The organism is Pseudomonas sp. 58(2021) (genome assembly GCF_017491585.1).
GTDB lineage: Bacteria > Pseudomonadota > Gammaproteobacteria > Pseudomonadales > Pseudomonadaceae > Aquipseudomonas > Aquipseudomonas fluorescens_BT.
Map to the genome: position 1 here is coordinate 149,089 of NZ_JAFGYZ010000008.1, position 26,218 is coordinate 175,306.

The 26,218-nt window shown below is 60.0% G+C and carries 16 protein-coding genes; 5 read left to right on the forward strand and 11 right to left on the reverse strand.

Features of this window, described 5'->3' with window-relative positions:
* The first annotated feature begins 56 nt into the window (after positions 1 to 56).
* Positions 57 to 983 carry a GGDEF domain-containing protein gene (locus J5M72_RS11620; RefSeq protein WP_207865515.1) on the forward strand — a complete coding sequence of 309 codons (927 nt, stop codon included), beginning with the start codon at positions 57 to 59 and terminating at the stop codon, positions 981 to 983.
* Between the two features lie 202 nt (positions 984 to 1,185).
* Here the strand turns inward: J5M72_RS11620 and J5M72_RS11625 are convergent, their stop codons facing one another.
* On the reverse strand, positions 1,186 to 1,980 hold the full coding sequence (locus J5M72_RS11625) for an iron-containing redox enzyme family protein (RefSeq protein ID WP_169431386.1): 795 nt from the start codon (positions 1,978 to 1,980) through the stop codon (positions 1,186 to 1,188).
* 46 nt (positions 1,981 to 2,026) lie between these two features.
* Positions 2,027 to 4,489 carry an EAL domain-containing protein gene (locus J5M72_RS11630; protein ID WP_207865516.1) on the reverse strand — a complete coding sequence of 821 codons (2,463 nt, stop codon included), beginning with the start codon at positions 4,487 to 4,489 and terminating at the stop codon, positions 2,027 to 2,029.
* A 211-nt stretch (positions 4,490 to 4,700) separates the two neighbouring features.
* On the opposite strand from J5M72_RS11630, the gene J5M72_RS11635 reads away from it, so the two are divergent.
* Positions 4,701 to 8,864 (forward strand): deaminase domain-containing protein, encoded by a 4,164-nt coding sequence (locus J5M72_RS11635; protein WP_207865517.1) that lies wholly within the window; start codon positions 4,701 to 4,703, stop codon positions 8,862 to 8,864.
* A 1-nt stretch (position 8,865) separates the two neighbouring features.
* Here J5M72_RS11635 and J5M72_RS11640 read toward each other — a convergent pair whose 3' ends face one another.
* The 5 genes from J5M72_RS11640 to J5M72_RS11660 form a co-directional block, all read right to left on the reverse strand.
* Positions 8,866 to 10,683, reverse strand: a complete 1,818-nt coding sequence (locus J5M72_RS11640) for an ABC transporter ATP-binding protein (protein ID WP_169431389.1) — start codon at positions 10,681 to 10,683, stop codon at positions 8,866 to 8,868.
* On the reverse strand, positions 10,676 to 11,278 hold the full coding sequence (locus J5M72_RS11645; protein WP_169432679.1) for a DsbA family protein: 603 nt from the start codon (positions 11,276 to 11,278) through the stop codon (positions 10,676 to 10,678). The genes J5M72_RS11640 and J5M72_RS11645 overlap by 8 nt, the downstream gene beginning before the upstream one ends.
* A 35-nt stretch (positions 11,279 to 11,313) precedes the next feature.
* Positions 11,314 to 12,255, reverse strand: coding sequence for a rhodanese-related sulfurtransferase (locus J5M72_RS11650; RefSeq protein ID WP_064383409.1), 942 nt, complete (start codon positions 12,253 to 12,255; stop codon positions 11,314 to 11,316).
* A 117-nt stretch (positions 12,256 to 12,372) separates the two neighbouring features.
* A complete protein-coding gene (locus tag J5M72_RS11655; RefSeq protein ID WP_169431391.1) occupies positions 12,373 to 12,672 on the reverse strand; it encodes a BolA family protein in 300 nt (99 codons plus the stop codon).
* Positions 12,673 to 12,684: 12 nt separating this feature from the next.
* On the reverse strand, positions 12,685 to 13,203 hold the full coding sequence (locus J5M72_RS11660; protein WP_169431392.1) for a DUF2059 domain-containing protein: 519 nt from the start codon (positions 13,201 to 13,203) through the stop codon (positions 12,685 to 12,687).
* A gap of 193 nt (positions 13,204 to 13,396) precedes the next feature.
* Between J5M72_RS11660 and J5M72_RS11665 the strand changes: the two genes are divergently transcribed.
* A complete protein-coding gene (locus tag J5M72_RS11665) occupies positions 13,397 to 14,791 on the forward strand; it encodes a class II fumarate hydratase (protein WP_207865518.1) in 1,395 nt (464 codons plus the stop codon).
* Positions 14,792 to 14,913: 122 nt separating this feature from the next.
* Here J5M72_RS11665 and J5M72_RS11670 read toward each other — a convergent pair whose 3' ends face one another.
* On the reverse strand, positions 14,914 to 15,873 hold the full coding sequence (locus J5M72_RS11670; RefSeq protein ID WP_207865519.1) for a DMT family transporter: 960 nt from the start codon (positions 15,871 to 15,873) through the stop codon (positions 14,914 to 14,916).
* A 209-nt stretch (positions 15,874 to 16,082) separates the two neighbouring features.
* On the opposite strand from J5M72_RS11670, the gene J5M72_RS11675 reads away from it, so the two are divergent.
* Positions 16,083 to 16,283: a DUF6316 family protein gene (locus J5M72_RS11675; RefSeq protein WP_169431395.1), complete on the forward strand. Its 201-nt coding sequence runs from the start codon at positions 16,083 to 16,085 to the stop codon at positions 16,281 to 16,283.
* On the opposite strand, the gene J5M72_RS11680 is transcribed toward J5M72_RS11675, so the two are convergent.
* Complete coding sequence (locus J5M72_RS11680; RefSeq protein ID WP_207865520.1) at positions 16,280 to 17,464, reverse strand: thiolase family protein; 1,185 nt, start codon at positions 17,462 to 17,464, stop codon at positions 16,280 to 16,282. The two genes, J5M72_RS11675 and J5M72_RS11680, sit on opposite strands and share 4 nt — an antisense overlap.
* Positions 17,465 to 17,564: 100 nt before the next feature.
* A complete protein-coding gene (gene pap, locus J5M72_RS11685; RefSeq protein ID WP_207865521.1) occupies positions 17,565 to 19,079 on the reverse strand; it encodes a polyphosphate:AMP phosphotransferase in 1,515 nt (504 codons plus the stop codon).
* Positions 19,080 to 19,252: 173 nt separating this feature from the next.
* Here pap and mnmC point away from each other — a divergent pair, with 173 nt between their 5' ends.
* On the forward strand, positions 19,253 to 21,232 hold the full coding sequence (gene mnmC, locus J5M72_RS11690) for a bifunctional tRNA (5-methylaminomethyl-2-thiouridine)(34)-methyltransferase MnmD/FAD-dependent 5-carboxymethylaminomethyl-2-thiouridine(34) oxidoreductase MnmC (RefSeq protein WP_207865522.1): 1,980 nt from the start codon (positions 19,253 to 19,255) through the stop codon (positions 21,230 to 21,232).
* Between the two features lie 6 nt (positions 21,233 to 21,238).
* Here the strand turns inward: mnmC and J5M72_RS11695 are convergent, their stop codons facing one another.
* Entirely contained in the window at positions 21,239 to 26,074 is a 4,836-nt protein-coding gene (locus J5M72_RS11695) for an NEL-type E3 ubiquitin ligase domain-containing protein (protein WP_207865523.1), read from the reverse strand.
* Between the last annotated feature and the right edge of the window lie 144 nt (positions 26,075 to 26,218).

The following is a 26,218-nucleotide window of genomic DNA, read 5'->3' on the forward strand; positions in this document are numbered from 1 at the left end:
ATAGCCGCTCTCACCCAGCCTGTAAGACAGACTTACTGCTTAGGGGCTCACGCCGTATGAAATCACCCTCCCAGACCACTGCAATTGACTTCGACAGTGCCAAATTGCAACGCCTGGGCTTTGGTCAGCTGCCTCCGCTTCTGCAGCGACCTGTCAGCGCGGCGCAATTGCGCCAGCAACTGAGCCTGCAACTGCAAACCAGCCTTGAGCCCCAGCGCATCCTCGGCCTGTTTTTCCGCGAAGTTCAACGCCTGGTGCCCTTGGACGCCATGACCTATGTGCACAGCGGCAGCGATTTACGCCTGGAGTTCGGCGCCCGCGGCCACCACTCGGTCAGCTACAGCCTCAGCCACGAAGGCGAGCACATGGGTGAACTGGTATTGCGGCGCAATCAGCGGTTCAGCGAAGTCGAGTTGGGCAACTTCGAGTCGCTCCTGTCTTCGCTGCTGTATCCGATGCGCAACGCGCTGCTCTATCGCGTCGCCACGCAAACAGCTCTGCGCGATCCGCTGACCGGCACCGGCAATCGCATCGCCATGGAGCAGACCCTGCAGCGGGAGATCGAGATGTCCCGGCGGCACTTGCAACCCTTGTCGTTGCTGATGCTGGACATCGACCACTTCAAACAGGTCAATGACAGTCATGGTCACAGTGCTGGCGATGAAGTGCTCAAAGCCGTGGCGGCGTCGATCAAGAATCAGTTGCGCAATGTCGACATGGTTTTTCGTTATGGCGGGGAAGAGTTTCTGATTCTGCTGTCCAACACCAGTCGCGAAGCCGCCGCAATGGTCGGTGAACGTCTGCGCCATGCAACGCAAGCCCAGGACTACTATGCCGATGGCCAGTTGATCGAGCTGACCGTGAGCCTTGGCTGCGCCACCCTGCTGCCCGGCGAATCGTCCGACAGCCTGCTGCGCCGCGCCGACAGCGCGCTCTATGTGGCCAAGCGCGAGGGACGCAATCGCCTGACGATGGCCGGCTAGACAGCTGCCGGCAATAAAAAACAGGAGCCTGTGGCGGACCGTGGGAAAACACAGCCTGCCAAGGTCCGGTTTTCACCTTGGATATAGCGCATAAGAAAAATGCCCGTATCTTGCGATACGGGCATTTTCTTTAACCGGCCAGCAGATTGCCAGGTTTTCACACGGTCTGTGTGGGCTCCCGTTTTTATGGGCGCTGTCGGAACTAGCTCTCGACCAGTGCCCGTCGCTCGCGACCGGCCAGCACCCGCTCCGTCAACTCCAGCTGCATGCAGCGCTCGAGGAACAGATACATGTAGTCATAACTCTTGCACACGGCCTGGCGCAGCTCCGTTTGCAACGCACGACTCGGATTTGTCCCGGCCAGGGTGCAGATGATTTCCAGCGCCTCCCAGGGGTGAGCGTCATCGTACTGGGCGTGCATCTTCAGCCACTTCATTGCCCGTTTGCGATCCTCTTCAGGGAATGCGGCGGCATACACACCGGTCGAGCAAACCAGCGCCGACCACTCCCCGGTCGCGCCTTCGATCGCATAGTTGGTGGCGGCAATGGCCACGATCAGCGAATCCGCCGAACTGGTGTGCCAGCACCAGTGACTCAGGGCGTGCAACTCCGGCGGCACTTGCTGCGCCTGCAAGTCTTCCAGACTTACACCGTGGGCCCGACTCCAGTTCAACCAGTAATCGGCGTGATTGAGTTCGACGCGGATGTTGCGCATCAGCCAGCGCCGCGCCATGTCTTCCCCGGGGTGACGGGCAAATTTGGTTTTGGTGAGATTCTGCGCCATGTACAACGCGAACTGCTCAACGACGGGCCAGCCCCCGATCAGGTACTGGCGCATGGTCTTGGCGCTGAGCTTGTTATCACGCATGCGCAGATAAAGTTCATGTTCGACAACCCGGCGTTTGCTCTCGCTGCAATCCTGGATCAACTGTTGCGCCCAGGCGGGATAACTTGCAGCTTCCATGAGTGGTCCGGTTCGGTTGAATGTGTCGATCACTGTTCGGCTCCTTTTGATTTGTGATTGTAAGGATCGGCAAGAGACTTCAACGGAACGTGCCAGGCGCTTTGAATAACAGCGGCTGCGGTCTGGCGGGCCGGCTTTGCAAACTGTCGCAGGTAAACAATTGCGGGCGCTCGACTACATAACCCTGAGCGTAATCCACACCAATTTCAAGCAACGCCTGCTCGATTTGCACTGTTTCAACAAACTCGGCAATTGTCTGCTTACCCATGACATGCCCGATGTGGTTGATCACTTCGACCATAGCGCGGTTAATCGGGTCGTCCAGCATATCCTTTACGAAACTCCCGTCGATCTTCAGGAAGTCTACAGGCAAATGTTTCAGATAAGCGAATGAAGACATTCCGGCACAAAAATCATCAAGGGAGAAGTAACAACCTAAGCCTTTGAGTTCATTAATAAATCTGATTGCACTGCCGAGATTTGCAATAGCACTGGTTTCCGTAATTTCAAAACAAATCATTTCAGGCGGTACGCAATAGATATCAAACTGTTCCCGTAGAAAGTGCAAGAAAGCGTCATCTCCGATAGTAATGCCTGAAAGATTAATCGCACACATTGCCAGAGGACCTTCGCACTCTTCGTTAATACATTGGGCGATAACCTTAAATACATTCTCCACAACCCAGCGATCCAGCGAGGTCATCAAACCGTAACGTTCCGCTGCCGGTATGAAACTGTCCGGCAGAATCATCCGGCCTGCCTCGTCATGCAGGCGCAACAGAATCTCGATGTGCCCGCGGTCGCCAGCAGCGACCGAACCCAACGGGGCGATTTCCTGGGCGTAGAGACAAAAACGGTTTTCCTCCAGGGCCATGTGCAGGCGTTGTACCCAGGCCATCTCGCCAAAACGCAGGGACAATTCCGAGTCGTCGGCATGGTAGACCTGCACCCGGTTGCGGCCCTTTTCCTTGGCCATGTAGCAGGCCATGTCGGCGGCCCGCAACGAGGTCTCGAGGGTGGTCGGTGTCTGGCAAACATGCACCAGACCGATGCTGACAGTGGTCAGGAACGGGCGTCCCTTCCAGACGAAATGCAGATTCTGCACGGTCTGACGCAAGCTTTCGGCGATCTTCTCGGCCGCCTCCGGCGCGCAGTTCTCCAGCAGGATGCCGAACTCATCGCCGCCCAGCCGAGCCAGGGTGTCGCCCTCGCGCAGACCTGACTGCAGCAACGCGCAGATATGCCGCAGCAACTCGTCGCCGGCCGCGTGACCGCAGGTGTCGTTGACCAGTTTGAATTGATCGAGATCGAGGAACATCAATGCATGCCGCCCCGGCTGCCGGGTCAGGTTGTGCAGGGCCTGTTCGAGGCGGTATTCGAACTCGCGACGGTTGGCCAGGCCGGTCAGCGCATCGTGGGTGGCCTGCCATGACAGATTGGCGATGTATTGCCGCTCCTGGGTCATGTCATGCAGCACCAGCACCGTGCCGCTGACCTTGCCGGCGTTGCGGATCGGCGCGCCGACCAGGGTCACCGACACGGTGCTGCCGTCCAGTCGCTGGATCAGCTTCGAGTGTTCACTGCCGCCGGAGAGCTGGCCGCTGAGAATGTGCTCGATCAGGGTCAGCCCTTCGGTCTGGGCGTTGTCATCCAGCAGATTGAACAACGCCGCCAGCGGCAGACCGGAAGCCTGTTCAGCCTTCCAGTGAGTCAATGCTTCGGCGGCCGGGTTCATGTAGTCGATCGCCCCGCTCACATCGGTAGTGATCACCCCGTCGCCAATGGAATGCAGGGTGACATGAGCCCGATCCTTTTCCATCTGCAGCGCTTCGGCAAAGGCGTGCCGCTGCTTGAGCAATTTGTGGGTGCGCAGCAGCGCCAGCACGATCAGGCCCAGCGCGGTGGCGAGGTTGGTGAACAGCAGCAGGCGCATGATCATCCGCGAGCCTTCACCCAAGGCATCGCTGAACGCCTTGGCGGCCGGCGTCACGCCGTCGTTGATCGCAAAGATCCGGTCCTTCCAGCGGTGGATATCGGCCTCGGTGGCGGCATTTGCAGTGATGCGCTGATGCATCTCTCGCGCCACGCCGTCGAGCTCCACCAGGTAGGCGTCCCCCAGCGTCCAGCGGTCGATCGCGGTTTCCAGATAGCTGAAGTGACGGAAATTCAGGTACAGCCAGATCAGGCTGGAGACATCGTCAGGGTGGTTGCCCCCCTTGAGAATGCCCTCGCGCGCCGATTGCAGGTCGGGCGGTTGCCTGTCCAGTGCCAGGCGCAACTGGTGGCCGCCCTGGGGCACGGCGATTGCGCTCTGGTATTTGAGGTAAATCGCCTCGTCACGGCTGTCGGCATAGAGGTTGAGGTAATAGATAGCGTCTTTCTGGCCCTTGGACCACAGGCTCTCGCCCGCGACATAGCCGCGAACGGCCGACAGGACGTAAAGACTCACGCCCCCCAGCAATGCCTGAAACAACACGACGGCGATGAATGGCCAGACGATGCCCAGCAACCGAGGCGTTCCGAGAGTCCGCTTTTGCTTCATGGTATTCCTTGCATGAGCACTGCCTGATCGTCCTGCGAACATCCCCCCAAGACTAGGAGGCCTTCACGGTTCCGGCAAGCGGCGGATCAGCCTCAGTTCAGGACAGAAGCTCGATAGACATATGTACGGCCACCATTGTGGGCGGGACCGATTAACTGTGCGCTCCAGGCATCCCCCTCTGTGGCGGGAATGCTTTCACAAGGAGTGTGATATGTCCTCGACGTCTCCAGCTTCAATCGATCCATCGGCAACCGCAGAATCGAACGCTCGCAAGACTCTGGGTCTGGATGCCAGCCCGGATATCGAATCCCTGGTTCCCCGGCCGACCGCCAGGGACCGCAAAAGGTTCAAGGCCGCGCAGCTTGCGACACCGCCCCTTGCGCCCTCCATGACCCTCGAGCAGTACAAGGCGAAACGCATCAATGAGCAAATAATCGAAACGGTCAGATCCTTTCTGATCGGCAAGCCCTCGCTGATCCGTCATTTGAGCGGCAGTATATTGCGCCTCGCGGACCCGGAAGAACTGCGCGCGACACCTTCGGTTTTCCTCCAGCGAATACTGGATACCCCCGAATCACTGGATCTGACAGAACGGCTGCTGAAAAAGCTCAAATGGTACGGCGCATCCCCCGGCGAACAGACGCCGGCATCGGTGCGTTATCAATTGATCTGCAAAGCCATCTGCCTCTATCTGCACGCCCCCTCAGCTGACGAGCCGCAAGAGCTCGCCGGTTTCCACTGGCAGGACCCGACTCACCGGGGCAAGAGCTACCAAACCTTGCGCCACGATTTCGAACAGCATTTGCTGCGCACCGGCCGGGTTGCCACTACCAAAGAGGCGATCCTGCTGGCTCAGGTATTCCAGACCCGCCTTTCGAAAGACTTCAGCGTACGCGATGTACCACCGGAGCTTCGCTACAAGACCTCGGTGGTATGGGTGAACTTCATGCACGGCGTATTGCTGGCCGAGGATCTTGGCCTGGATCCGTCGCAGCCATTGTCCTTCCAGCAACTTGTCGATCTGCCTCTGGAGCGCAGCACCGGCGCATCGGCCGAACAACTTGAGGCGATTGCACGATTGCGTACAGGCCCTGCCCTGGAATGGGCCGTCTGCACCGGCGCCATTGCGCAGCGAACGACAACCGATTACGACCCGGAAGATATCAGGCGCGCGCTGGCAGCACTGGAAGAACAAACCGAGCGCCTGAACAAAGCCGTGACGACACTGGACTTGCGTCCTCCTGAACGATTGCAGATGGCCAGGCAGGTCATGACTGACTTGTTCAGAGGCGTCACGTTCGAACGGGACGGGCGCAAATTGATGTCTGCGGATCCGAGTCATAGTCATTCCAGAGCACCACTGGACCTGAATAAACAGCAAGGCCACGACTTTCTGGATGTCTATGCAGACGGTCAGCTTGATGGCGGGAAGCGATGGATCGTCTCCATGCCCGATGGCACCACGCGCTCGACGACAGCACTAAGGCTCGATGGACAGCGAATGCTCTATGCCGAGCGGGAAAACCGGCGTGGCGGTTATGACCGGGTGGACGACGATGTCTACAGTTGGGCAGGCTATTTTTTGCCTGACATCAACGCCCGGTTCGAAACCGCCTTCAACGACTACCTGACAACCATCAGACAGGCATATCAATCGCTGATTGCCAGTTTACTGACATCACTGCCAGCGGCTGATCGCCGGGCGCTGGTTCAAGGTGAAGTCCAGGTGCTGAGCCTGCGGCAGAAACCCGGGCCGAATGCCAATTCGGAGCAGGTCCGCGCAAGGAAGGGTTTTGTTCTGAAAGTGATCTACGGCACAGACATCACCTACTACGAGCTCATTCCGAGTGCGGGCGTCATTCGTCAGCGGACCGGTTTGAGGTTTTCCACCATCAATGGCGTTCGCACCGAGTTTCCACTGCATGCCTCGATTCCGGGACAAAGCTATTCCCCCGAGCGCAATCTGAGTACTTCCCTTCTGCTCGACTGGTCCGCCCACCTCCACGGCAGAGCGCCCGCAGAGCGAGCATCGTGTCCTGGATTCCTCGATATCATGGGGTTCATGCCGGCAGCGGTATCGCCCGTTCAAACCGTTACCGAGGAGGAAACCAGCCTGACGGCATCCCGACTGAATGAGGTGGCTCGCTATATTTCAACGAACTTCCTCTTTGTCGATGAGCAGCATTTGCGCCAGCAGGCCCGAGGCATCACGACCTTCGACACCGCTCGGGCGAAAACCGAGAAGCGACTGGAGACGTTCCTGTCCATCGTCAAAGGATTTGTGCCTTTCTGGGGCAGCATCGATGATCTTCTGTCGGACAGCACCACCAGCAAAGTCCTGGGCGGGGTCGGACTCCTGTTTGACCTGGCGTCATTCCTTCTCCCTATCGGCAAATTTATCTCGGGCTCGGTCCGCCTGCTCCGTGCCTCTGCCGGCACTACTCGCATGGCCGTCAAAGCGAGTCTTCCGCCCTTCTCGACGCTGACTCGCAAGCTTCTGACCGCTTCAATGGCAAACCTCAATCCGCTGGACGGTATCCCCTCACTACTCAGAGGTCTGGGGAGCGGTGCCGGCAGAGGACTGCTCTTCATCGGTCGGGCGAGTATCGGCGGCATCAGAAGACTCACGGGACATGCAGACAGCTACCGACTGGTTCAAAACCTGCCCCAGGCCATCGATCCCGGGAGCTGGAAGCCGCTGACCAATAGCGACGAGCTGGCAACGATCAACGGCATCGATGACATCATTGTGCGTCACACCAATGCGTTGGATCTGAAACAACTGCACCTGGTCGACCCGGTCACATCCCTGCCTTACGGTCCGCGCCTGCACAACAACACCAGGAATCTCATCCAGGGCAGGTCCACGTTCAAGAAGTTGCCGCCAACCGAATCCCATGCCCTGTCCGAACTCCCGGAACACGCCCATGTACGAGAATTCCTGGAGGTTGATGGTCGAACCACGATGTTGATTGATGACATCCCCTATCGTCTGGACGGCGATCAATTGCGTCGTGCCGATCTGATCGATGATGCATCGCTTTTAAAAACGCTGCCCTGTCGGGTACGGCGCAAGGGTCCCATAGCCTGCAAGACACGTTTTGTCACCGGTGATCTCGCCCCGCACCCGGATATCGGCAGTTTCGACGAAAGCAAAGGCTGGGCCCCCTGGTTCGGAGACAGCATCTATACGCCAGCAGTTGAAGGGCGAGCGAAGCTGTTCAAACACCTGAAAAGGAAGAACCGGCTCGACGCGACGATGGAATTTCAGAAAGGGATATACGGCAGAATCAACGTAAAAACGCCCTATGGAACCCGAGGTGAATTCGACACCTTCCAGGCCGGTGCCATCATCGTTCCCGCCATGGACGAATCGAAGCGCTATGTGTTTACCCGGCTGGATGCCGGAGCCTTCTACGTTGCCGAACTCCCCAAGGGGCAAAACATTTCCGGCCCCCTGAAACTGCGCCAGGCCAAAACCCTGCCCAACAATTTGCGAAAAGAACTGATGACTGTTTATACCGGCTCACTCAACGCCAACAACACGGCGAGGATCTATGGTGTGCCGGCGGTGGAGCGCGCTCTGAAAACCATGGAGGAGATTGCCATTCCGATTGGTGGCCACAATCATCCACCCAATACCCTCAATCTGCTCAAGGTCGACACAAGTCCCGGCGAGGCGGTGCTGTTCGACCACTCCACGCGGATGATTGTCAGCCAACTCCAGACCGGAGCAGCGTCCTGGTCTCGCAGCGGCACCGCACCAGCCGCCCTGCGCCAAAGGGCTGCGGACATATTCGACACACTGTTTGTCAAGAAAACCATCAATGTCGTGGCAGGCGCCGACTTGCGGATCAATAAAACGATGAAAAAATTCCAGAAGCTGCTCCCGAGCCACCTGCAAACCGAGAACGCGAGAAACATCGCTTACGCCGACATCATAACCTCGACCGGCAAGCGGGAGGTTTACGTCAGTATCTCCGGCGCAAGGGGACTTACAGGGGAACTGCCACTGTTCAAACATCCATTCGCCCCGGACAAGGTCATCGTAGGCGATACGACTTACTTCAACATCGACTACGGCCAGACATTTGCCAGAACTTCTTTGAACGTCTCCCCCGAGGGGAAAATATTGGCTATTCCCCGTACGATCAAGGACGTACACAACTACACGCCGGAGATGACCAGTCGACCGACCTCGCTGGACAGTGAATCCAAGCTGATCAGTGTGCTTCGGCAAAAGTACCCGGACAACTCGATGATCACATCGGTGGATGTGGCGACCACCATGCCTCCATGCACCAGCTGTTCAGTCGTCATGAAGGCGTTCGGCCACAACGCTGGAGCGGATGCACTGAAGGTCTTGTGGGGCTGACCTACAAGCGCTGCAAATGCCCATAAAGCTTGGCGTACAACCCACCATCGGCAATCAGTTGCTGATGGTCGCCATCCTCGGCCACTTGTCCGCCGTCGAACACCAGCACCCGGTCTGCCTGCTTAACCGCCGACAGACGGTGAGCGATGATCAGCGTGGTGCGGCCATGGAGGAACCGCGCCATGGCCTGGTGCAGGTTGTATTCGGTGGCGGCGTCAAGGGCTGATGTGGCTTCGTCGAGGATCACCACTTTGGGTTCGGCGAGGATCATCCGGGCGATGGCCAAACGTTGCCGCTGACCACCGGACAGGCGCACGCCGGAGCGGCCGACGATGCTGTCCAGACCGTCCGGCAATGCGCGGATGGCGGGTTCGAGCTGGGCGATTTCCAGCGCCTGCCAGCAGGCCTCATCGCTGCGGGTACGGCCCATGGTCAGATTGGCGCGTACGGTGTCGTTGAACAGCGCCGGATGCTGCAGCACCACCGCGACATTGTCCCGAACCGTTTCCAGGCCGATTTCCTGCTGGGACGATCCACCGAAACGGATCGTCCCGGCCAGTGGCGTGTACAGGCCCAGCAGCAATTGCACCAAGGTACTTTTGCCGCCGCCGCTGGCGCCGACAATCGCCACTTTCTCGCCGGGGGCGATGGACAGGTCCAACTGATCCAGCACCAGTTCGTCACCGTAACCGAAGCTCAGACCCTGCACCTGAATCCCGACGGTATCGCGGCCCTTGAACGGATCGACGCCGCCGGGGTATTGCGGCTCGTCGGCGCGGGCCAGCAGTTCGTTGATCCGCGACAGCGCACCGCCCGCCGCGTAATAGGCGTATTGCAGGTTCAGCAATTGTTCGACCGGGCCGATCATGAACCACAGGTAACTGAACACCGCGAGCATCTGGCCGATCGAAAGATCGGAGAACAGCACCGTGAGCATCGCCGCCGCGCGGAAGATGTCGATGCCGAACTGGAACAGCAGGCCACTGGCACGATTCGAAGCGTCGGTCTTCCACTGCGAGTTGACCGCGTAGTTGCGCACTTCCTGAGCCCGTAGACCCAGCCGTCCGAGGAAGAAGCCCTGACGGTTGCCGGCGCGCACTTCCTGGATCGCATCAAGGGTTTCGCTCAGCGCCTGGGTGAAGCGCGAGGTGCTGTCGTTCTCCAGTTTCTTAAGGTGTTTGACCCGTTTGCCCAACTGCACCGTGGCGTAGATCACCAACGGGTTGAACAGCAGGATCAGCAGCGCCAGTTTCCAGTGCATCCACATCAGAATGCTGGCGGTGCCGACCAGGGTCAGCATCGCCACGAGGAAACGGCTGAGGGTTTCGCCGACAAACTTGTCGAGGGTGTCGAGGTCGGTGACCAGGTGCGTGGTGACCGTGCCGCTGCCCAGGCTTTCGTATTCGCCGAGGGAGATCCGTTTCAGACGTTCGATCAGGCGCACGCGGATGCGATACACGATGTCCTTGGCCAACCGCGCAAACAGACGGGCCTGCAACACGCCAAAACACAGGGCGCTGCAGCGCAGGGTCAGCGTCACCACCAGCATCAGGCCGATGTAGCCCGCCGCTTGCTGCCACATCGAAGGCAGCACGTGGTTCATGACTTTCAGCGCGGCATCGCCGTGGCCGAGCAGGACTTCGTCCACCAGCAACGGCAGCAGCAACGGAATCGGCACGCTGCACAGCGTCGCCAGTACGGCCACGCCGTTGGCGATCCACAGGGATTTTTTGTGATGAAGTGCCAGACGCCGGACTTCAGCCCAGCTCAGCCGGTCGACACGCTTGACGGCTGGCGTGTCATCGGCCGGGTCAGACACAGGCGGCGCGCTCCAGCCATCGGCCGAGCAACGGCGACAGTTCACTGAGCGGCTGGTAGCCGTTGGTCAGCAACGCCAGTTGGCCGTTGCGTTCGGCGAGCAGGGTCGGGAAGCCGGCGATGCCCAGATCCTGCACCCAAGTGAAATCGGCCTGGGTCGCCTTGTGTTGATCGGCATGATCAAACAGGGCAGCAAATTCGATACGGGGGACGCCGGCCTTTTCTGCCAGCTCCACCAGAACGCTGGCCTGGGTGACATCGCGACCTTCTGCGTAAAACGCGTGCTGGATCAACCCCACCAGTTTCCACGCGCAATCCGGCGCCAGGCTGCGCGCGGTGACGATGGCCCGACAAGCTGGCTCGGTGTCGTAGACAAAGCCGTCCGGCAGCGCGCCTTCGAACTTGAACGGCTGGCCGGTGGCCTCGGTGACCGCCTGCCAGTGTTCGAGAATGTAGCGCCGAGTGGTCGGCTCCAGCGCCGCACCGCTGCCGGTGCGCAACCCGCCGACCACCAGGTGCAGTTCCACCCCGGCCGCCTGCGCCTGCTCCACCAATGCCTTGGCCACCGGGGCAAATCCCCAGCACCACGAACACATCGGATCCATCACATAGAGCAGGCGTGCAGACATGATTAAGCCTCGGTGGATGCTTGCTTATAGTTGTAGCCGATCGGGTGCGGCATGTTGCGCGCTTTGGCCAGCTCGATCTGCTTCTGCCGATCGATGGCGCTGCGGCGGGTCTTTTCGCTCAGGCTGTTCCAGCAGTGCGGGCAACTGATGCCGGCCACATAATGCTCGGAGGCGCGATCCTCGACGCTGACCGGGGTGCGGCAGGCATGGCACTGATCGTAGTCGCCCTCGCTCAGGTCATGACGCACGGTCACGCGGTTGTCGAAGACGAAGCAGTCGCCCTGCCATTTGGTTTCTTCCTGCGGCACTTCTTCGAGGTACTTCAGGATGCCGCCCTTGAGGTGGTAAACCTCTTCGAAGCCTTCGCCCAGCATGTAGCTCGACGCCTTCTCGCAGCGGATGCCGCCGGTGCAGAACATTGCGACCTTCTTGTGCACGGCCGGGTCGAAGTGCTCTTTGATGTAGTCAGGGAATTCACGAAAACTGGTGGTTTTCGGATCGATGGCGCCTTCGAAAGTGCCGATCGAGACTTCGTAATCGTTGCGGGTGTCGATCAGCAGCACTTCCGGATCGCTGATCAGCGCGTTCCAGTCCTTGGGCTCGACGTAGGTGCCGACCTTCTTGTTCGGGTCGACGCCTTCCACGCCCAGGGTCACGATCTCTTTCTTGAGCTTGACCTTGGTGCGATAGAACGGCTGCTCGTCGCAGTACGATTCCTTGTGATCGATATCGACCATGCGCGGATCGTTGCGCAGCCAGGCCAGCAGGCCGTCGATGCCTTCGCGGCTGCCGGAAACCGTGCCGTTGATGCCTTCTTCGGCGATCAGCAGGGTGCCTTTGATACCGTTGTCGACCATCGCTTGCAGCAGCGGCTCGCGCAGGTTGACGTAATCTTCGAGGGTGACGAACTTGTACAGTGCCGCCACGACAATCGGTTGTGTCATGGGTATTTCTCCAGGTGGCTACCCTCGTAAAGGGTGAACCGGATGCGAAAAAAAACGCGCCGGGTCAGCGGCGCGTTGCGGATTCTAGCAAAAAACCTCAGTTCATTGCTGCAAGGCTCAATGCTTGCTGCCGCCGGCACAGGTCGGCGACGCTGGAGCGACGCCCACTTCTGCCCATTCCTGCGGGGTGTAGGTGTGCAGCGCCAACGCATGGAACTCGCCCATCAGCTCGCCGAGCGTGCCATAGACTTTCTGGTGGCGCTTGACGCGGTTCAGGCCTTCGAACTGTGCACTGACCACCACTGCCTTGAAGTGGGTCTGCAACCCGCGACTGTGCATGTGGCTTTCGTCCAGCACTTGCAGATGCTCAGGCTGAAGCAGCGCCAGCGTCGATTCGATGCGTTGTTGCATGGTCATCACGAACTCCGCTTACTTCTTCTTGGCCGCAGCCGCGCCTTTGGGTGCCAGCTCGTTGGTCATGTCGTCCAGCAGCTTGTTGACCACAGGAACGGCGGGTTCCAGTTTGGCCTGGGTCATCTGGGCCGATTGCTGGGTCAGCTGCGGCATTTTCTCAAGGACTTTCTTGCCCAGTGGCGACTGGTAGAACGCGACCAGGTCTTTGAGCTCCTGCTCACTGAAGGTGCTGGTGTAGAGCTTGACCATGTCCGGTTTCAGCTTGTTCCAGCCAATGGCCTGATCCAGGGCGGCGTTGGCCTTGGCCTGGTAGGTATCCAGTACGGCTTTCTTGGATTCCGGAGCCTTGGTCTGTTCAAAACGCTGGGCGAACATCTGCTGCACCTGCATGTACACCGGAGTGCCCAGCTTGTCAGCGTGCGCCAGGGTCAGGAAAGCTTCGGCACTGGCGTTGTGGCTGGCGGTATCGGCAAGCACCTGGCCGCTGGCGCAAACCAGGGCAACCGCGGTGCAGATGGCACGAAGACGAGTCATCGAGTTTCCTTTTCAGCTAGGCGAGGTAAAACCCCAAGGGCGACCATTCTGCGCCTGAATAACGCTGCGGCTCAACCCCCGGCCCTTGCCGCGCTTGATTGGCGGGGATTTGCCGGTCAACAATCGGCCGGAGGGAACCACCCGGGCCGACACCGGCCTAAACTGCGCAAACAGACCAACAGGAGTGTGCACGATGAGCCGTATCGAAACCGACAGCCTGGGCCAGATCGAGGTCCCGGACGACGCTTACTGGGGCGCTCAGACGCAACGCTCGCTGATCAACTTCGCCATCGGTCAGGAACGCATGCCGTTGCCGGTCTTGCATGCACTGGCGTTGATCAAGAAAGCCGCGGCCCGGGTCAACGACCGCAACGGCGACTTGCCGGCCGACATCGCCCGCCTGATCGAACAGGCCGCCGACGAAGTGCTCGACGGCCAGCACGACGACCAGTTTCCGCTGGTGGTCTGGCAGACCGGCAGCGGCACGCAAAGCAACATGAACGTCAATGAAGTGATTGCCGGTCGCGCCAACGAACTGGCCGGCAACCCACGCGGCGGCAAAACGCCCGTACACCCGAACGATCACGTCAACCGCTCGCAGAGCTCCAACGACTGCTTCCCCACCGCCATGAGCATTGCCACCGCGCAGGCTGTACAAACCCAACTGCTGCCGGCCATCGCCGAGCTGTCGGGTGGCCTGGCCGAGCTGTCGGCGTGGCACATGCAGCTGGTGAAGACCGGTCGCACCCACATGATGGACGCCACGCCGATCACCTTCGGCCAGGAACTCTCCGGTTTCATAGCGCAGCTGGATTACGCCGAACGGGCAATTCGCTCAGCGTTGCCGGCCGTGTGCGAACTGGCCCAGGGCGGTACAGCCGTCGGCACCGGGCTCAATTCGCCCCACGGTTTCGGCGAAGCGATTGCCGCCGAGCTGGCTGCACTTTCCGGTCTGCCGTTCGTCACCGCGCCGAACAAGTTCGCCGCCCTCGCCGGCCATGAGCCTCTGACCACCCTCTCCGGCGCCCTGAAAACCCTCGCCGTGGCACTGATGAAGATCGCCAATGACCTGCGCCTGCTGGGCTCCGGCCCTCGTGCAGGTTTTGCCGAAGTACGTCTGCCGGCCAACGAACCGGGCAGCTCGATCATGCCCGGCAAGGTCAACCCGACCCAGTGCGAGGCGCTGTCGATGCTCGCCTGTCAGGTGCTGGGCAACGACGTCGCGATCGGCTTTGCCGCCAGCCAGGGTCACCTGCAACTGAACGTGTTCAAACCGGTGATCATCCACAACCTGCTGCAATCGATTCGCCTGCTGGCCGATGGCTGCAGCAACTTCCAGCAGCACTGCATCGCCGGGCTTGAACCGGATGCCGAAGTCATGGCGAAACATCTGGAACGCGGCCTGATGCTGGTGACGGCGCTGAATCCGCACATCGGCTACGACAAATCGGCGGAAATCGCCAAGAAGGCCTACAGCGAAGGCAAGACTTTGCGCGAAGCGGCGCTGGAGCTGGGCTATCTGACGGATGAAGAATTCGATGCCTGGGTGCGGCCGGAGAACATGATCGAGGCCGGTGCAAAGGGCTGAAATCATCAGCGTCTGTAAGTCAGTCTTCGCGAGCAAGCCCGCTCCCACATTTGACCGCAATCCCATCTGAGGAATGCGGTTAAAAGTGGGAGCGGGCTTGCTCGCGAGGAACGATGACTCGATTAACCTGCTGCCATGCGCATCCGCCGGGCCTTGAGTCCGGCAATCAGCGAAGGCCCCAGCGCTACCAGCGCCGACCCCAGCACCACCAGCACCGCCCCGCCATACCCCAGCAGATTGATTTGCTCGGCATGCACATACTCAGGCCACACCCCGGCCGCCACCGCCACCGCGCCGAACGTCACCAACGGCGTGATCGCCAGCGTCGCACTGACCCGCGAAGCTTCCCAATGCGCAAGCGCCTCGGCAAACGCGCCGTAGGCGATCAGGGTGTTCATGCAGCACGCCAGCAGCAGCCAGCCTTGCAACGGGCTCAACGACAGTGCTTCGAGCGGATGCACCCAAGGCGTCAGCAGCAAGGCGCAGAACAGGTAGATCACCATCATCACCTGCAGCGAATTCCACACCGTCAGCAATTGCTTCTGACCCAGTGCATAAAACGTCCAGACCGTCGACGCCAGCAGCACCAGCAACACGCCGGCGGTGTAGTCGGATAAAGACGTGAGCAATTCAGCCAGACGCTGATTGAAGAACAACCCAAAGCCGACCAACAGCACCGCCAGCCCAATGCCCTGGCCGATACTGAAGCGTTCCTTGAACACGAACAGGCTGGCGATCAGCAACATGATCGGCCCCATCTGCACCACCAGTTGCGCGGTGCCGGGGCTGAGCAGGTTCAGGCCCATCAGGTACAGCACGTAGTTGCCCACCAGCCCCAGCACCGCCATCAGCACCAGCCAGCCGCCCTTCGGCCCGAGCACCTTGCGGCTCGGCAATCGTTTGGTCGCCGCCAGATAAATGAACAGACAACCGCCGGACACCAGCAGGCGAAACCAGGTCACCGTGACCGGGTCCATCACCACCAGCACCTGCTTGAGCTTGATCGGCAGGATTCCCCACAGAAACGCCGTCAACAACGCCAGGAACATGCCGTACACCCAACGACCCGATGAAACGTGCATGAGAACCCCAAGCGCCAGAGACAGGAGCGCTCATTCTAGGCGCAGAGCCTCGGCCGACACAGGGACAGTTGCGCTCCAGCCGCAAATGAAACTGTGCAGGTCGCAGCATTAAATTGACGTGCTGCCGTTGATCGGCTGGCGAACCACTGCAAGTGGTTCAGGCATAAGCTCTTTGGACCCCATCCGCGCAGCGCTCAAGGAGATCGATCATGTTCGGAATGCGTGCCCAGGACACCGCCCCCGCCACGCACTTTCGCAGCGACCGGGTGTGCCGGGTCAACGGCGAACTGTTTTTCAGCACCCGTGAGAACACGCTCGAAGGGCCGTTCGACAGCCCCGAGAAAGCCGAGCAGGAAATCCGCGCGTACATCGCGCGGATGCAATGGATGGATGCCGGCAGTCAGGCCTAGCGCACCGCTTCAAACAAGCCGGTCGCGCCCATCCCGCCGCCCACGCACATGGTCACGATCCCGTAGCGCAGGTTGCGCCGCTGCAACTCGCGCACCAGATGCCCGACCTGCCGTGAACCGGTCATGCCGAATGGATGACCGATGGAAATCGAGCCGCCGTTGACGTTGTACTTCTCGTTATCGATTTCCAGCCGGTCACGGGCGTACAGGCACTGCGAGGCAAACGCTTCGTTCAACTCCCACAGGTCGATGTCCGCTACCTGCAAACTTTTGGCCTTGAGCAGCTTCGGCACCGAGAACACCGGGCCGATGCCCATTTCGTCCGGCTCGCAACCGGCCACGGTGAAACCGCGGAAAAACGCCTTTGGCTTGAGCCCCAGTTGCAGGGCTTTTTCCAGGCTCATCACCAGCGTCATCGAGGCGCCGTCGGACAACTGCGACGAGTTGCCAGCGGTCACCGAACCGTCTTCGGCGAACACCGGTTTCAATCCGGCAAGGCTTTCATAGGTGGTGTCCGGGCGGTTGCAATCATCACGATCGACGACGCCGTCGAGGATCTGCACTTCACCACTGTGCTTGTCTTCGACCCGGTACTTCACCGCCATCGGCACGATCTCATCATTGAACAGGCCGGCTGCCTGCGCCTGAGCGGTGCGGATCTGACTTTGCAGCGAGTAGCGATCCTGCGCCTCGCGGCTGACGCCATAACGGCGCGCCACCACCTCGGCGGTCTGGCCCATGGTGTAGTAGATGCCCGGGGTCTGCTGCTTGAGCAACGGGTTGATCAGGTGATCGGTGTTGACGCTTTTGAGGGTCAGACTGATCGACTCGACACCGCCGGCGACAATGATGTCGCTGCAACCCGAAGCGATCTGGTTGGCGGCAATCGCAATCGCCTGCAAACCCGAAGAGCAGAAACGGTTGAGGGTCATGCCCGCCGTGCCGGTGCCCAGTTGCGAGAGCACCGCCACGTTGCGCCCGATGTTGTAGCCCTGGGCGCCTTCGTTGGAGCCGGCACCGACGATGCAGTCCTCGACGCTGGCGGGATCGACGTCGTTGCGCGACAGCAAGGCGTTGACACAATGAGCCGCCATGTCATCGGGGCGGGTCTGGTTGAACTTGCCGCGAAAGGACTTCGCCAGGCCGGTCCGTACACTGTCGACGATCACCACTTCACGCATGGCATACCTCATTGTTGTAGTCGGTTGAGAGTGAACCGAGCATAAGTCCCCCCCTCACCGACCGCGACAATCATTCACCTCGCGTATGCGTGCCCATCGGTCAGTCCTTGTGCTTCTTTTCCTTCTTGTCGGATTTCTCGAAGGCTTCTTCCAGCGCCCGGTTGATCGTGCGCAGCACCTTGACCCGGGCCCAGCGCTTGTCGTTGGCCTCGACCAGTGTCCACGGTGAAATTTCGGTACTGGTGCGGTCGACCATGTCGCCCACCGCCGCACGATAGGCGTCCCACTTGTCGCGGTTGCGCCAGTCGTCCTCGGTGATCTTGAACCGCTTGAAGGGGATTTCCTCACGGGCCTGGAAACGCTCCATCTGCGTATCCTTGTCGATGGCCAGCCAGAACTTGACCACGATCACCCCGGCATCGGCCAGTTGCTCTTCGAAGTCGTTGATTTCGCCGTAGGCACGCATCCAGTCCGCCGTGCTGCAAAAGCCTTCGATCCGCTCCACCAGCACCCGGCCGTACCACGAACGGTCGAACACGGTGAACTTGCCCCGGGCCGGAATGTGTCGCCAGAAACGCCACAGGTACGGCTGCGCCCGTTCCTCTTCGGTCGGCGCGGCAATCGGCACGATGTTGTACTGACGTGGATCGAGCGCCGCCGCGACCCGCCGGATCGCCCCGCCCTTGCCCGCCGCATCGTTGCCTTCGAACACCGCCACCAACGCATGACGGCGCATGCGCTTGTCACGCATCAACCCGGACAGACGCGCCTGCTCGGTGATCAGTTGCTCTTCGTAATCCTTCTTGTCCAGGCTCTGGCTCAGGTTGAGGCTGTCGAGCAGGTTCAACTGATCCACCGATGTGCCCAGCGGCTGGGCACTGACAACGTTCGAATGCACGTCCGGACGTTTCAGCGCATTTTGCAGGCCTTCGAGCAGGAGCTTGCCCACTGTCAGGCTACGGTAATGCACGTCCACCCCTTCGATGACATGCCAGGGTGCGTAGTCGCGACTGGTGCGACGCAGAACCCTCTCGCCATATTTGACGAACTTGTCGTAGGTCTCCGATTGCTGCCAGTCCAGCGGACTGATCCGCCAACTGTGCAACGGATCATCGGCGAGTGCCTTGAGCCGCGCCTTCATCTGCTTCTTGGACAGATGGAACCAGAACTTGAAGATCAGCGCGCCTTCATCGCACAGCATTTTTTCCAGGCGCTCGGCGCCGGCAATGGCCTGGTCCAGTCGTGGATCCTTGAACAACCCGTGCACCCTGCCCTGCAGCATCTGGCTGTACCAGTTGCCGAAGAAGACCCCCATGCGCCCCTTGGCCGGCAGCATCCGCCAGTAACGCCAGGCCGGTGGCCGTGCCAGTTCTTCGTCGGTCTGCTGGTCGAAGGTACGCACTTCGATCAGGCGCGGGTCCATCCATTCGTTGAGCAACTTCACCGTCTCGCCCTTGCCGGCGCCTTCGATGCCGTTGATCAGAATGATCACCGGGAAACGCTTCTGCTGCTGCAACTCGAACTGGGCTTCAAGCAAGGCTTCACGCAGGGCGGGAACGGCGGCTTCGTAGGTGTCTTTGTCGATGGCGTGACCGATTTCAGCGGATTCGAACATAGGGACGGCTCCTTCCAGGATTCAGCAAGACTAGCGGATTGGGCATGGGGGCGGCACAGAAATTCCCGCTGGCGGCGGATTGTCCATGAGTCGTGCGCAACCAGGCTTGCCATGGATCAAGCGCCGCCCGCGTGATCGGCTAGAATGGCCGCCTTGTCGTTGCCGAGCCTGCCATGAAACCTGTAATGCCCCACGCCCAACTCGACTGGGATGACCAGGGACGCCCGCGTTCGCGAGTGTTCGACGATGTGTATTTTTCCGATCAGTCGGGGCTGGATGAAACCCGCTACGTGTTCCTCGAACAGAACCGTCTGGCCGAGCGCTTTGCCGCGCTGCCGTCGGGTGGGCGACTGGTGATCGGCGAAACCGGCTTCGGCACCGGGCTGAATTTTCTCTGCGCCTGGCAGTTGTTCGAACAGCACGCGATGGCCGGTGCGCGACTGCATTTTGTCAGCGTCGAAAAATTTCCGTTGAGCCCTGCCGACCTGCAACGGGCGCTGGCGTTGTGGCCCGACCTGAAGCAATTCTCCGATCAGTTGCTCACGCATTACGTGGCAATCCATCAGGGATTTCAGCGCATTGTTCTGGACAACGGTCGAGTCACCCTGACGCTGTTGATCGGTGATGCGCTGGAGCAGTTGCCGCAACTCGACGCACAGATCGACGCCTGGTTTCTCGACGGTTTTGCTCCGGCAAAAAACCCCGAAATGTGGACCGCCGAACTGTTCGCCGAACTGGCGCGGCTGGCGGCGCCCGGTTCGACCATCAGCACGTTTACCAGCACCGGCTGGGTACGGCGCCTGCTCAACGCTGCCGGCTTCAAGATGAAGCGCACGCCGGGCATTGGACACAAATGGGAAATCCTGCGCGGCGAATTTCTCGGCTGGCCCGAGGGCGTTGCACCTCCCGCCGTTGAAAAACCGTGGTTCGCCCGCCCGGCTCCCGTCGCCGGTGAGCGACGGGCGCTGGTGATCGGTGCCGGTCTGGCCGGCTGTGCCACGGCGGCCAGCCTCGCGGCGCGGGGCTGGCAGGTCAGTCTGCTGGAACGGCATGACGCGGTTGCACAGGAAGCATCGGGTAACCCACAAGGCGTGCTGTATCTGAAACTGTCCGCCCACGGCACGGCACTGTCGCAGTTGATCGTCAGCGGTTTCGGCTACACCCGACGCCTGCTCGAAAACCTGCAACGCGGCACCGACTGGGATGACTGCGGGGTGCTGCAACTGGCATTCAATGAAAAGGAACGCGAACGTCAGGCGCAACTGGCAGCCGCGTTCCCCGAAGACCTTGTGCAATGGCTCGATCAACCCGAGGCACAGGCCCGCGCCGGGGTCGGTCTGGAACACGGTGGTTTGTATTATCCCGAGGGCGGCTGGGTGCATCCGCCGGCGTTGTGTCAGGCGCAATCGGCACAACCGGGCGTCACGCTGCTGACTCATCAGCAGGCCGTTGAACTGCGCAAGGTCGACGGTCAGTGGCACGCCTTCGACGGGGAACGGTTGATCGCAACAGCACCCGTCGTGGTGCTGGCCGGTGCCGCTGAAATCAAACGTTTTGCCCAGAGCGCCGACCTGCCCCTCAAGCGCATTCGCGGGCAGATCACCCGCCTGGCGCAGACCACACAAAGCCAGGCGCTGACCACCGTCGTGTGCGCCGAAGGTTATGTCGCACCGGCACGGCTGGGCGAGCACACCCTCGGTGCCAGTTTCGATTTCAACAGCGACGACCTGACCCCGACCACCGCCGAACACCTGGGCAATCTGGCGATGCTCGAAGAGATCTCCACGGACCTGGTCGCGCGCCTGCACATCAGTGAACTCGACGCCGACAGCCTTCAGGGCCGTGCAGCCTTCCGTTGTACCAGCCCCGACTACCTGCCGATCGTCGGCCCGCTCGCCGATCGCGAAGCCTTCACCGAGGCCTATCGCGCCTTGAGCAAGGATGCCCGACAGGTGCCGGACATGTCCTGCCCCTGGCTGGACGGTCTGTACGTCAACAGTGGCCACGGTTCCCGGGGGCTGATCACGGCACCACTGTCCGGTGAGCTGCTGGCAGCCTGGCTGGACAACGAACCGCTGCCCCTGCCCAGAGGTGTCGCAGAGGCGTGTCATCCGAACCGGTTTGCCTTGCGGCGGCTGATCCGGGGCAAATGATAATGCTCAGCCACCGGACAGCAGGCAGATATTGCCCTCCACCCGCCGCAGCACCTGCTCGGTCAATTGCTCGAGCAAGGCGCTTTCCGTTTGCTCCTGCCGGGCGGCACACAGGTTCATTTCGCTCAGATAGTCGGCCGAGCTGAGTTCTTCAGCTTTCTCGAATAACGCCAGGGCTTGCTCCTGATGAAGTGCGCGGGCATCGTCGAACTGCCGGGCAAAACTGCTTTTCACGTATTCGACCCAGAAGGGCTGGCGAACCAGAAACGCCAGCCACTCGGGAGACAGTTCTGCCGTCTGGATTCGATTGATGGCCTCCACCAGATCCGCCCCTGTCACCTTCGCGAGTGAGGCGTAACGCATGTGCGAAGGTTGTCCGGGCAATTCGAGTGCCTGCGCCAGACCCGAGCGGTAGGCAAGAGTCACTTCCAGCGGGTCAGGTGCCGCTTGGGCCTGCGCGTGTTGCGCGGCGATCCGGTCAATCTGCTCAAGCCGGAACAGGCCCCTCGCCAGTTTCAGCAGCGCCTTCGTCGAAGGGCGTTGCCCCTTGCTGGCTCGTGTCACATGGTGGACCTGCACTGCAACTTCCAGGTGGCTGAAGTTCAATGCCGCATTGTCCGTGCAATTGATCGGGTTGGCCGCCAGATCGAAAATCTGCTCCCGCAGTTCGGCATCGCTCTGCGTCGCGTCCAGAACCGTCCAGACCCGCCGGTACATATCCTCGCGCACATTGGCGGACTCGGCGGAATTGCCCAGCTCCGCCAGCAGAGCGAACAGACCTTCGGCCCTCGGATCATCCTTGATCGCGTTCCACATCTGCAGATGCCGGGAGCCCTCTTCTCCTCCCGTCTCGGTCAACCAGATCGAACGCGCCTGGTTTTCGTCCAGTCGCGCGATATCGTTATCCAGATAACCCATACCGATTCCGACCGCCCTGCGGTAGTCATAAAGATAAGTTCTGCTGACATCGGAAATCGGGTTATGGCGCAAATTGATCTTTTCACTGAAGCGTCGGGGCGTTTCAAACAGCCAGGCAGGCAGATCACGGATTTCGTTGTCCCGCAGATCCACCCGATCCAGATTGGGCAGCAATTGCAGACCCTTCGGAAACTCGGTGGCGCGGGTATTACGCAAGGAGAGGTACGTCAAATCGAACAGATTACCGACATCCACCGTAGCGCCGAGGAAGTTCCCGCTGAGATTCAGGCTTTGCAGGGTGCGTAACCTGGCTAACGTCACCAGCGAGTGCTCGGTCAGCTGAATCCTGTTGTCGGCCAGGCTCAGCCGCTTGAGATTCGGCATATGTGAAATGATCTCGGGCAATCGGGTGATTTGATTGCGATCCAGCTCGAGGGACTCGATTTTCGTGAAGGCTTTGAGGAAATAAACGGCATCGTTGTCCAGCAACATGTCCTGCATGGACAATTGCCTGACATGGTCAAACGTCAAACCCACCGGCAAGGTCGGAAATTTACCGAAGCGCATGCCATCGAGCTTCAGACCGTAGACAAGTCGCCCGGCCTCATCGGGCAGGAAGATCAAACGTCGAAAACAGTCCTCGATTTCGAACGCCACGATTTGCCGGCACTCGTGTATTTCATTCAGATCACCGCCCAGGGCCTTCATGGCAGCTTCATCCTCGACCCAGGTATCCATCACTTCCCGCAGCCGGCTCAAGTCCTCTCGCAACTGCCGGACCCTGATCGCCCTGGACAGATGATCGCTCCCCGACTGATCCAGAAACTCATTGGCTTGCACGTCGGAAAACAAGGGGTAAAGCTTTTTCACCTGACGCAATAAACGACGCGAATGCGTTTTCGAACCGACGGGGGAGTCGGCAGACATACACACAGGTTCGGCGATCGCCGCTTGCAACTGCCCCCCCGCCAACACCCGAGCGCACCCCTCGCGCTCATCCAGGGCGCCTTCCAGCAGCATACTGCGCAGGCGTGCGCCATCTTCCGGCTTCGGCTGCGCAAATCCGATGGCCTTGCGCTGCTTCTTTGACAGCCCTTTGAGAATCGCGTGATAAAGGTCTTCCGGGCCGGATACGACTTTGCCGAGCGACTTCCTGTCACGGCCAAACACTTCGTAGCCATTGTCGAGTTCGACCAACGTACATGAACTTGAAATAACGAGCGGTTTCTCGCCCAACGTTTCCAGCACATCACCGTTCAGTGTTTTCGCCCGCAGTTCCAGATAGAACTCAGGATCCCAGCCACCTAGCCGGGGTAACAACCGTATCGCCAGTTTCCTGGTATCGGCACTGGCGATATCCGCCAGGTAAAAACCTGCCAATGCCCGATCCACACGCACATCGCTCAAGGCCTGACGGGCCCTCTGTGCCAACCCCATGGGCACTCGCCCGGTCCTGCGCAAACGTGTCCGTTCGACGCTTGGCGTACGCCTGAGCAGCTCCCGAGCATACCTCCTCGGCAAACCGGGAAAAGCGCTGCGCAGACTGACCGACTCACCGAAGACGCCGCGGTCGAATTGCTGGTAAAGGTGATCGAAGACCGACCTGCAATCGGCCTTGACCGCAGCCCCGATCACTTTCGCCAGCTGCACGCTGGCATCAGCCGGGGCAACGTTCGCCCCCACAAGTGCCTCGACCTCCCAGGGGTACATGCCGTCCAGAACAGTTTGCAGCAGCTCTCCTTTTTCCAGTTGCTCATGGCTCACGATAATGCTCACCGTGTCATCGTCAATCGATGCAGGAGGATAGGTCGCGGTGATACGGTCGCTTTCATCCACGACCTTGATGTAGCGATCGGCCGGCCAGTTCGCGAGCTCGGGCAACACGTGCAACTGCTCCTGGACATGACGGGCGTCGGTCGCCTCGCCACGCTCCATGGCGCGAACGAAATCACGCAATCTGCGTTCGATTCCAAATCGCTCGATCATGTCGCGCAACCGTGGGGGCAACGACAGATTGTCATCACTCAGACGATGCAATTCGTCGAATCGAGTGTCGGTCAATCGCCGGATCATCTCCAGGCGACTGTCCTCGAACCTGCCCAGATTCGGGTCTATGCGTCTGAGGGTGTAGGCGCCGTTCCAATGCTCGCTCGCCTCCCCGGGGTGACGCCACCCACCATGCCGGTGGGGCTTGAGTGGCGGAGCGTAGGCATCCGGACGGACAGGATGCCGGATACGCCAGGTGTCGGAAGCCGGCTCCAGCACCACTTCATAGAAATGGTGGTCAATACGGGCAAAGAACCTGCCTTCCCCCCGGTACAAACCCGTCACCTCGGGATCGGAATCGGCCCCCACTGGCAAAGGCTGTTCATAACCGTCCAACTGTGGCTTCCACAAGCGTGGCTGCCCCTTATTGTCCAGAATGGCCGTGAATGCGTGGAAAAAATCAGGATGTTTTCGAACCGTTCTGATCGCCAGGGATTTCAGGCCTTTGACGCCGGCCCCCACGACGGCCATCAGGACAATGTTCTCAGCGACGCTGAGCAGGTGTGAAAACGCTTCCTGACGATCTCCCTGGCTCCAGTCCTCGATCCCTTCATATATCTCTGCGAGCATCTGTCCGATGGCGACCCCCATCATCAACTGCCCCAACACCGGTACGACAAATCCCGCTGCGTTAGCGACCGTCATACCGGTTTCCAGGTAACGCAGCAGACGCGTCCTGCGCGCCTCCTCATCGACATCCTCGGTCGGCACGGCGAGCACACGGGCATCGAGTTGCAGCTTGCCGACATGACTCTTGAACATGAAGTCGAACAGCGGACCGGGCATTTCCAATTGCCTGACGCGCCCCAGGCTGCCGGTATCGGCGAAGGTCTTGAAAAAGTCGATTTTGTCGCCTTCGCCGATGCAGTGAGTGAAATAGCTTTTGTAGCTGTCCACCCCCAACTTGAATTCAAGATACGTCGTGAACGCCGTGAAACTGGCGTACTCGTACAGGGGTTGATCAGGCTCTCCCGGCATGTACACCAGGCACCATTGATCCGGGTCCGACTCGACCGAACGTTCGGAGAACACCACAACCCCCCAGATACAACTCTCGAGCAATTCGATCCCTTGCATGATCAACGGCCGCCCCTGAAACCGCAGGCTTTGGGTGTCGACAACGCCACCGGCATCAATCAAGCGCTGAACCGTCTGAAAACCCTCCTGAGAGACGTGCTCCCTCACCAGCGCCAGAAGCAGGTCCAGTTGCAGCAGGTGTTTTTTCATGGTGGTGATGTCGAGAACCAGAGGACCGGTGGCTGTCCGGTTTCCATCCACCGTCTTGACACCGAACACCTGCTGGAAATGTTGCTGATACTGCTGCCCCAGGTTCAGCTCACGACAAAAAGCAGCGAACGCTGTGGGCGTCAGACCGGGAACCCCCTCCGGCATGCTGGTTATCCGAACCACACTTCCCTCGGGGAAGTAATCGGGCTGTGCCTCGTCCTCCGTGAAGTTCTGCATGGCAGCCTCGAGCAACGTCGGAGTGGCGAACGGAATAACCGCCGGGCCGCCCCCCGGCGGGACCACTGGCTCGCATCCACAATAGCTCCCGGGCAATTGCAGGTGGTCTTTCTCGACATCGAACACTGCGGACCATCGGGCGCTCAGCGTGCGGTTCAAGAGATCAGTGCAAAAACTGTTCAAAGGTTGCAGCCGGCCAAGATGTGTCTCGACTGTCGACTGAATGGCTTGCAGATCACGCGCAGCCTTGTCCAGCGCTGCCAGTGTGTCGGCAGTGGCGTTGAGCAGCGCCGCAGGCAGGTTCTTCTGCAAGGCCTGGGCCGTGTCCAGATCGCCTGTGGCTTCCAGCAAAAAGCTCAGTTTCTGTTCTTCCGAGAGGGTGACCGGTGTCACGGATACCGGTGGAGTGGACATGGGCAATATTCCTTTATTGCTGTGCAGTCCTCCCACCCTAGCGATCCCGAAAGCGAATAAAAAACACGAATAACTGCCCGTTCGGGCCCGCAAACCAGCAGTAATCCGCATGTTTCGAATACATATCTACCACCCGCGGCAACC

Bases quoted from the DNA above. Each gene is read 5' to 3' on its own strand.
- J5M72_RS11620 (WP_207865515.1), top strand. From the start codon at position 57: ATGAAATCACCCTCCCAGACCACTGCAATTGACTTCGACAGTGCCAAA.
- J5M72_RS11630 (WP_207865516.1), bottom strand. From the start codon at position 4,489: ATGAAGCAAAAGCGGACTCTCGGAACGCCTCGGTTGCTGGGCATCGTC.
- J5M72_RS11635 (WP_207865517.1), top strand. From the start codon at position 4,701: ATGTCCTCGACGTCTCCAGCTTCAATCGATCCATCGGCAACCGCAGAA.
- J5M72_RS11645 (WP_169432679.1), bottom strand. From the start codon at position 11,278: ATGTGTTCGTGGTGCTGGGGATTTGCCCCGGTGGCCAAGGCATTGGTG.
- J5M72_RS11650 (WP_064383409.1), bottom strand. From the start codon at position 12,255: ATGACACAACCGATTGTCGTGGCGGCACTGTACAAGTTCGTCACCCTC.
- J5M72_RS11655 (WP_169431391.1), bottom strand. From the start codon at position 12,672: ATGACCATGCAACAACGCATCGAATCGACGCTGGCGCTGCTTCAGCCT.
- J5M72_RS11660 (WP_169431392.1), bottom strand. From the start codon at position 13,203: ATGACTCGTCTTCGTGCCATCTGCACCGCGGTTGCCCTGGTTTGCGCC.
- J5M72_RS11665 (WP_207865518.1), top strand. From the start codon at position 13,397: ATGAGCCGTATCGAAACCGACAGCCTGGGCCAGATCGAGGTCCCGGAC.
- J5M72_RS11670 (WP_207865519.1), bottom strand. From the start codon at position 15,873: ATGCACGTTTCATCGGGTCGTTGGGTGTACGGCATGTTCCTGGCGTTG.
- J5M72_RS11675 (WP_169431395.1), top strand. From the start codon at position 16,083: ATGTTCGGAATGCGTGCCCAGGACACCGCCCCCGCCACGCACTTTCGC.
- J5M72_RS11680 (WP_207865520.1), bottom strand. From the start codon at position 17,464: ATGCGTGAAGTGGTGATCGTCGACAGTGTACGGACCGGCCTGGCGAAG.
- pap (WP_207865521.1), bottom strand. From the start codon at position 19,079: ATGTTCGAATCCGCTGAAATCGGTCACGCCATCGACAAAGACACCTAC.
- mnmC (WP_207865522.1), top strand. From the start codon at position 19,253: ATGAAACCTGTAATGCCCCACGCCCAACTCGACTGGGATGACCAGGGA.
- J5M72_RS11695 (WP_207865523.1), bottom strand. From the start codon at position 26,074: ATGTCCACTCCACCGGTATCCGTGACACCGGTCACCCTCTCGGAAGAA.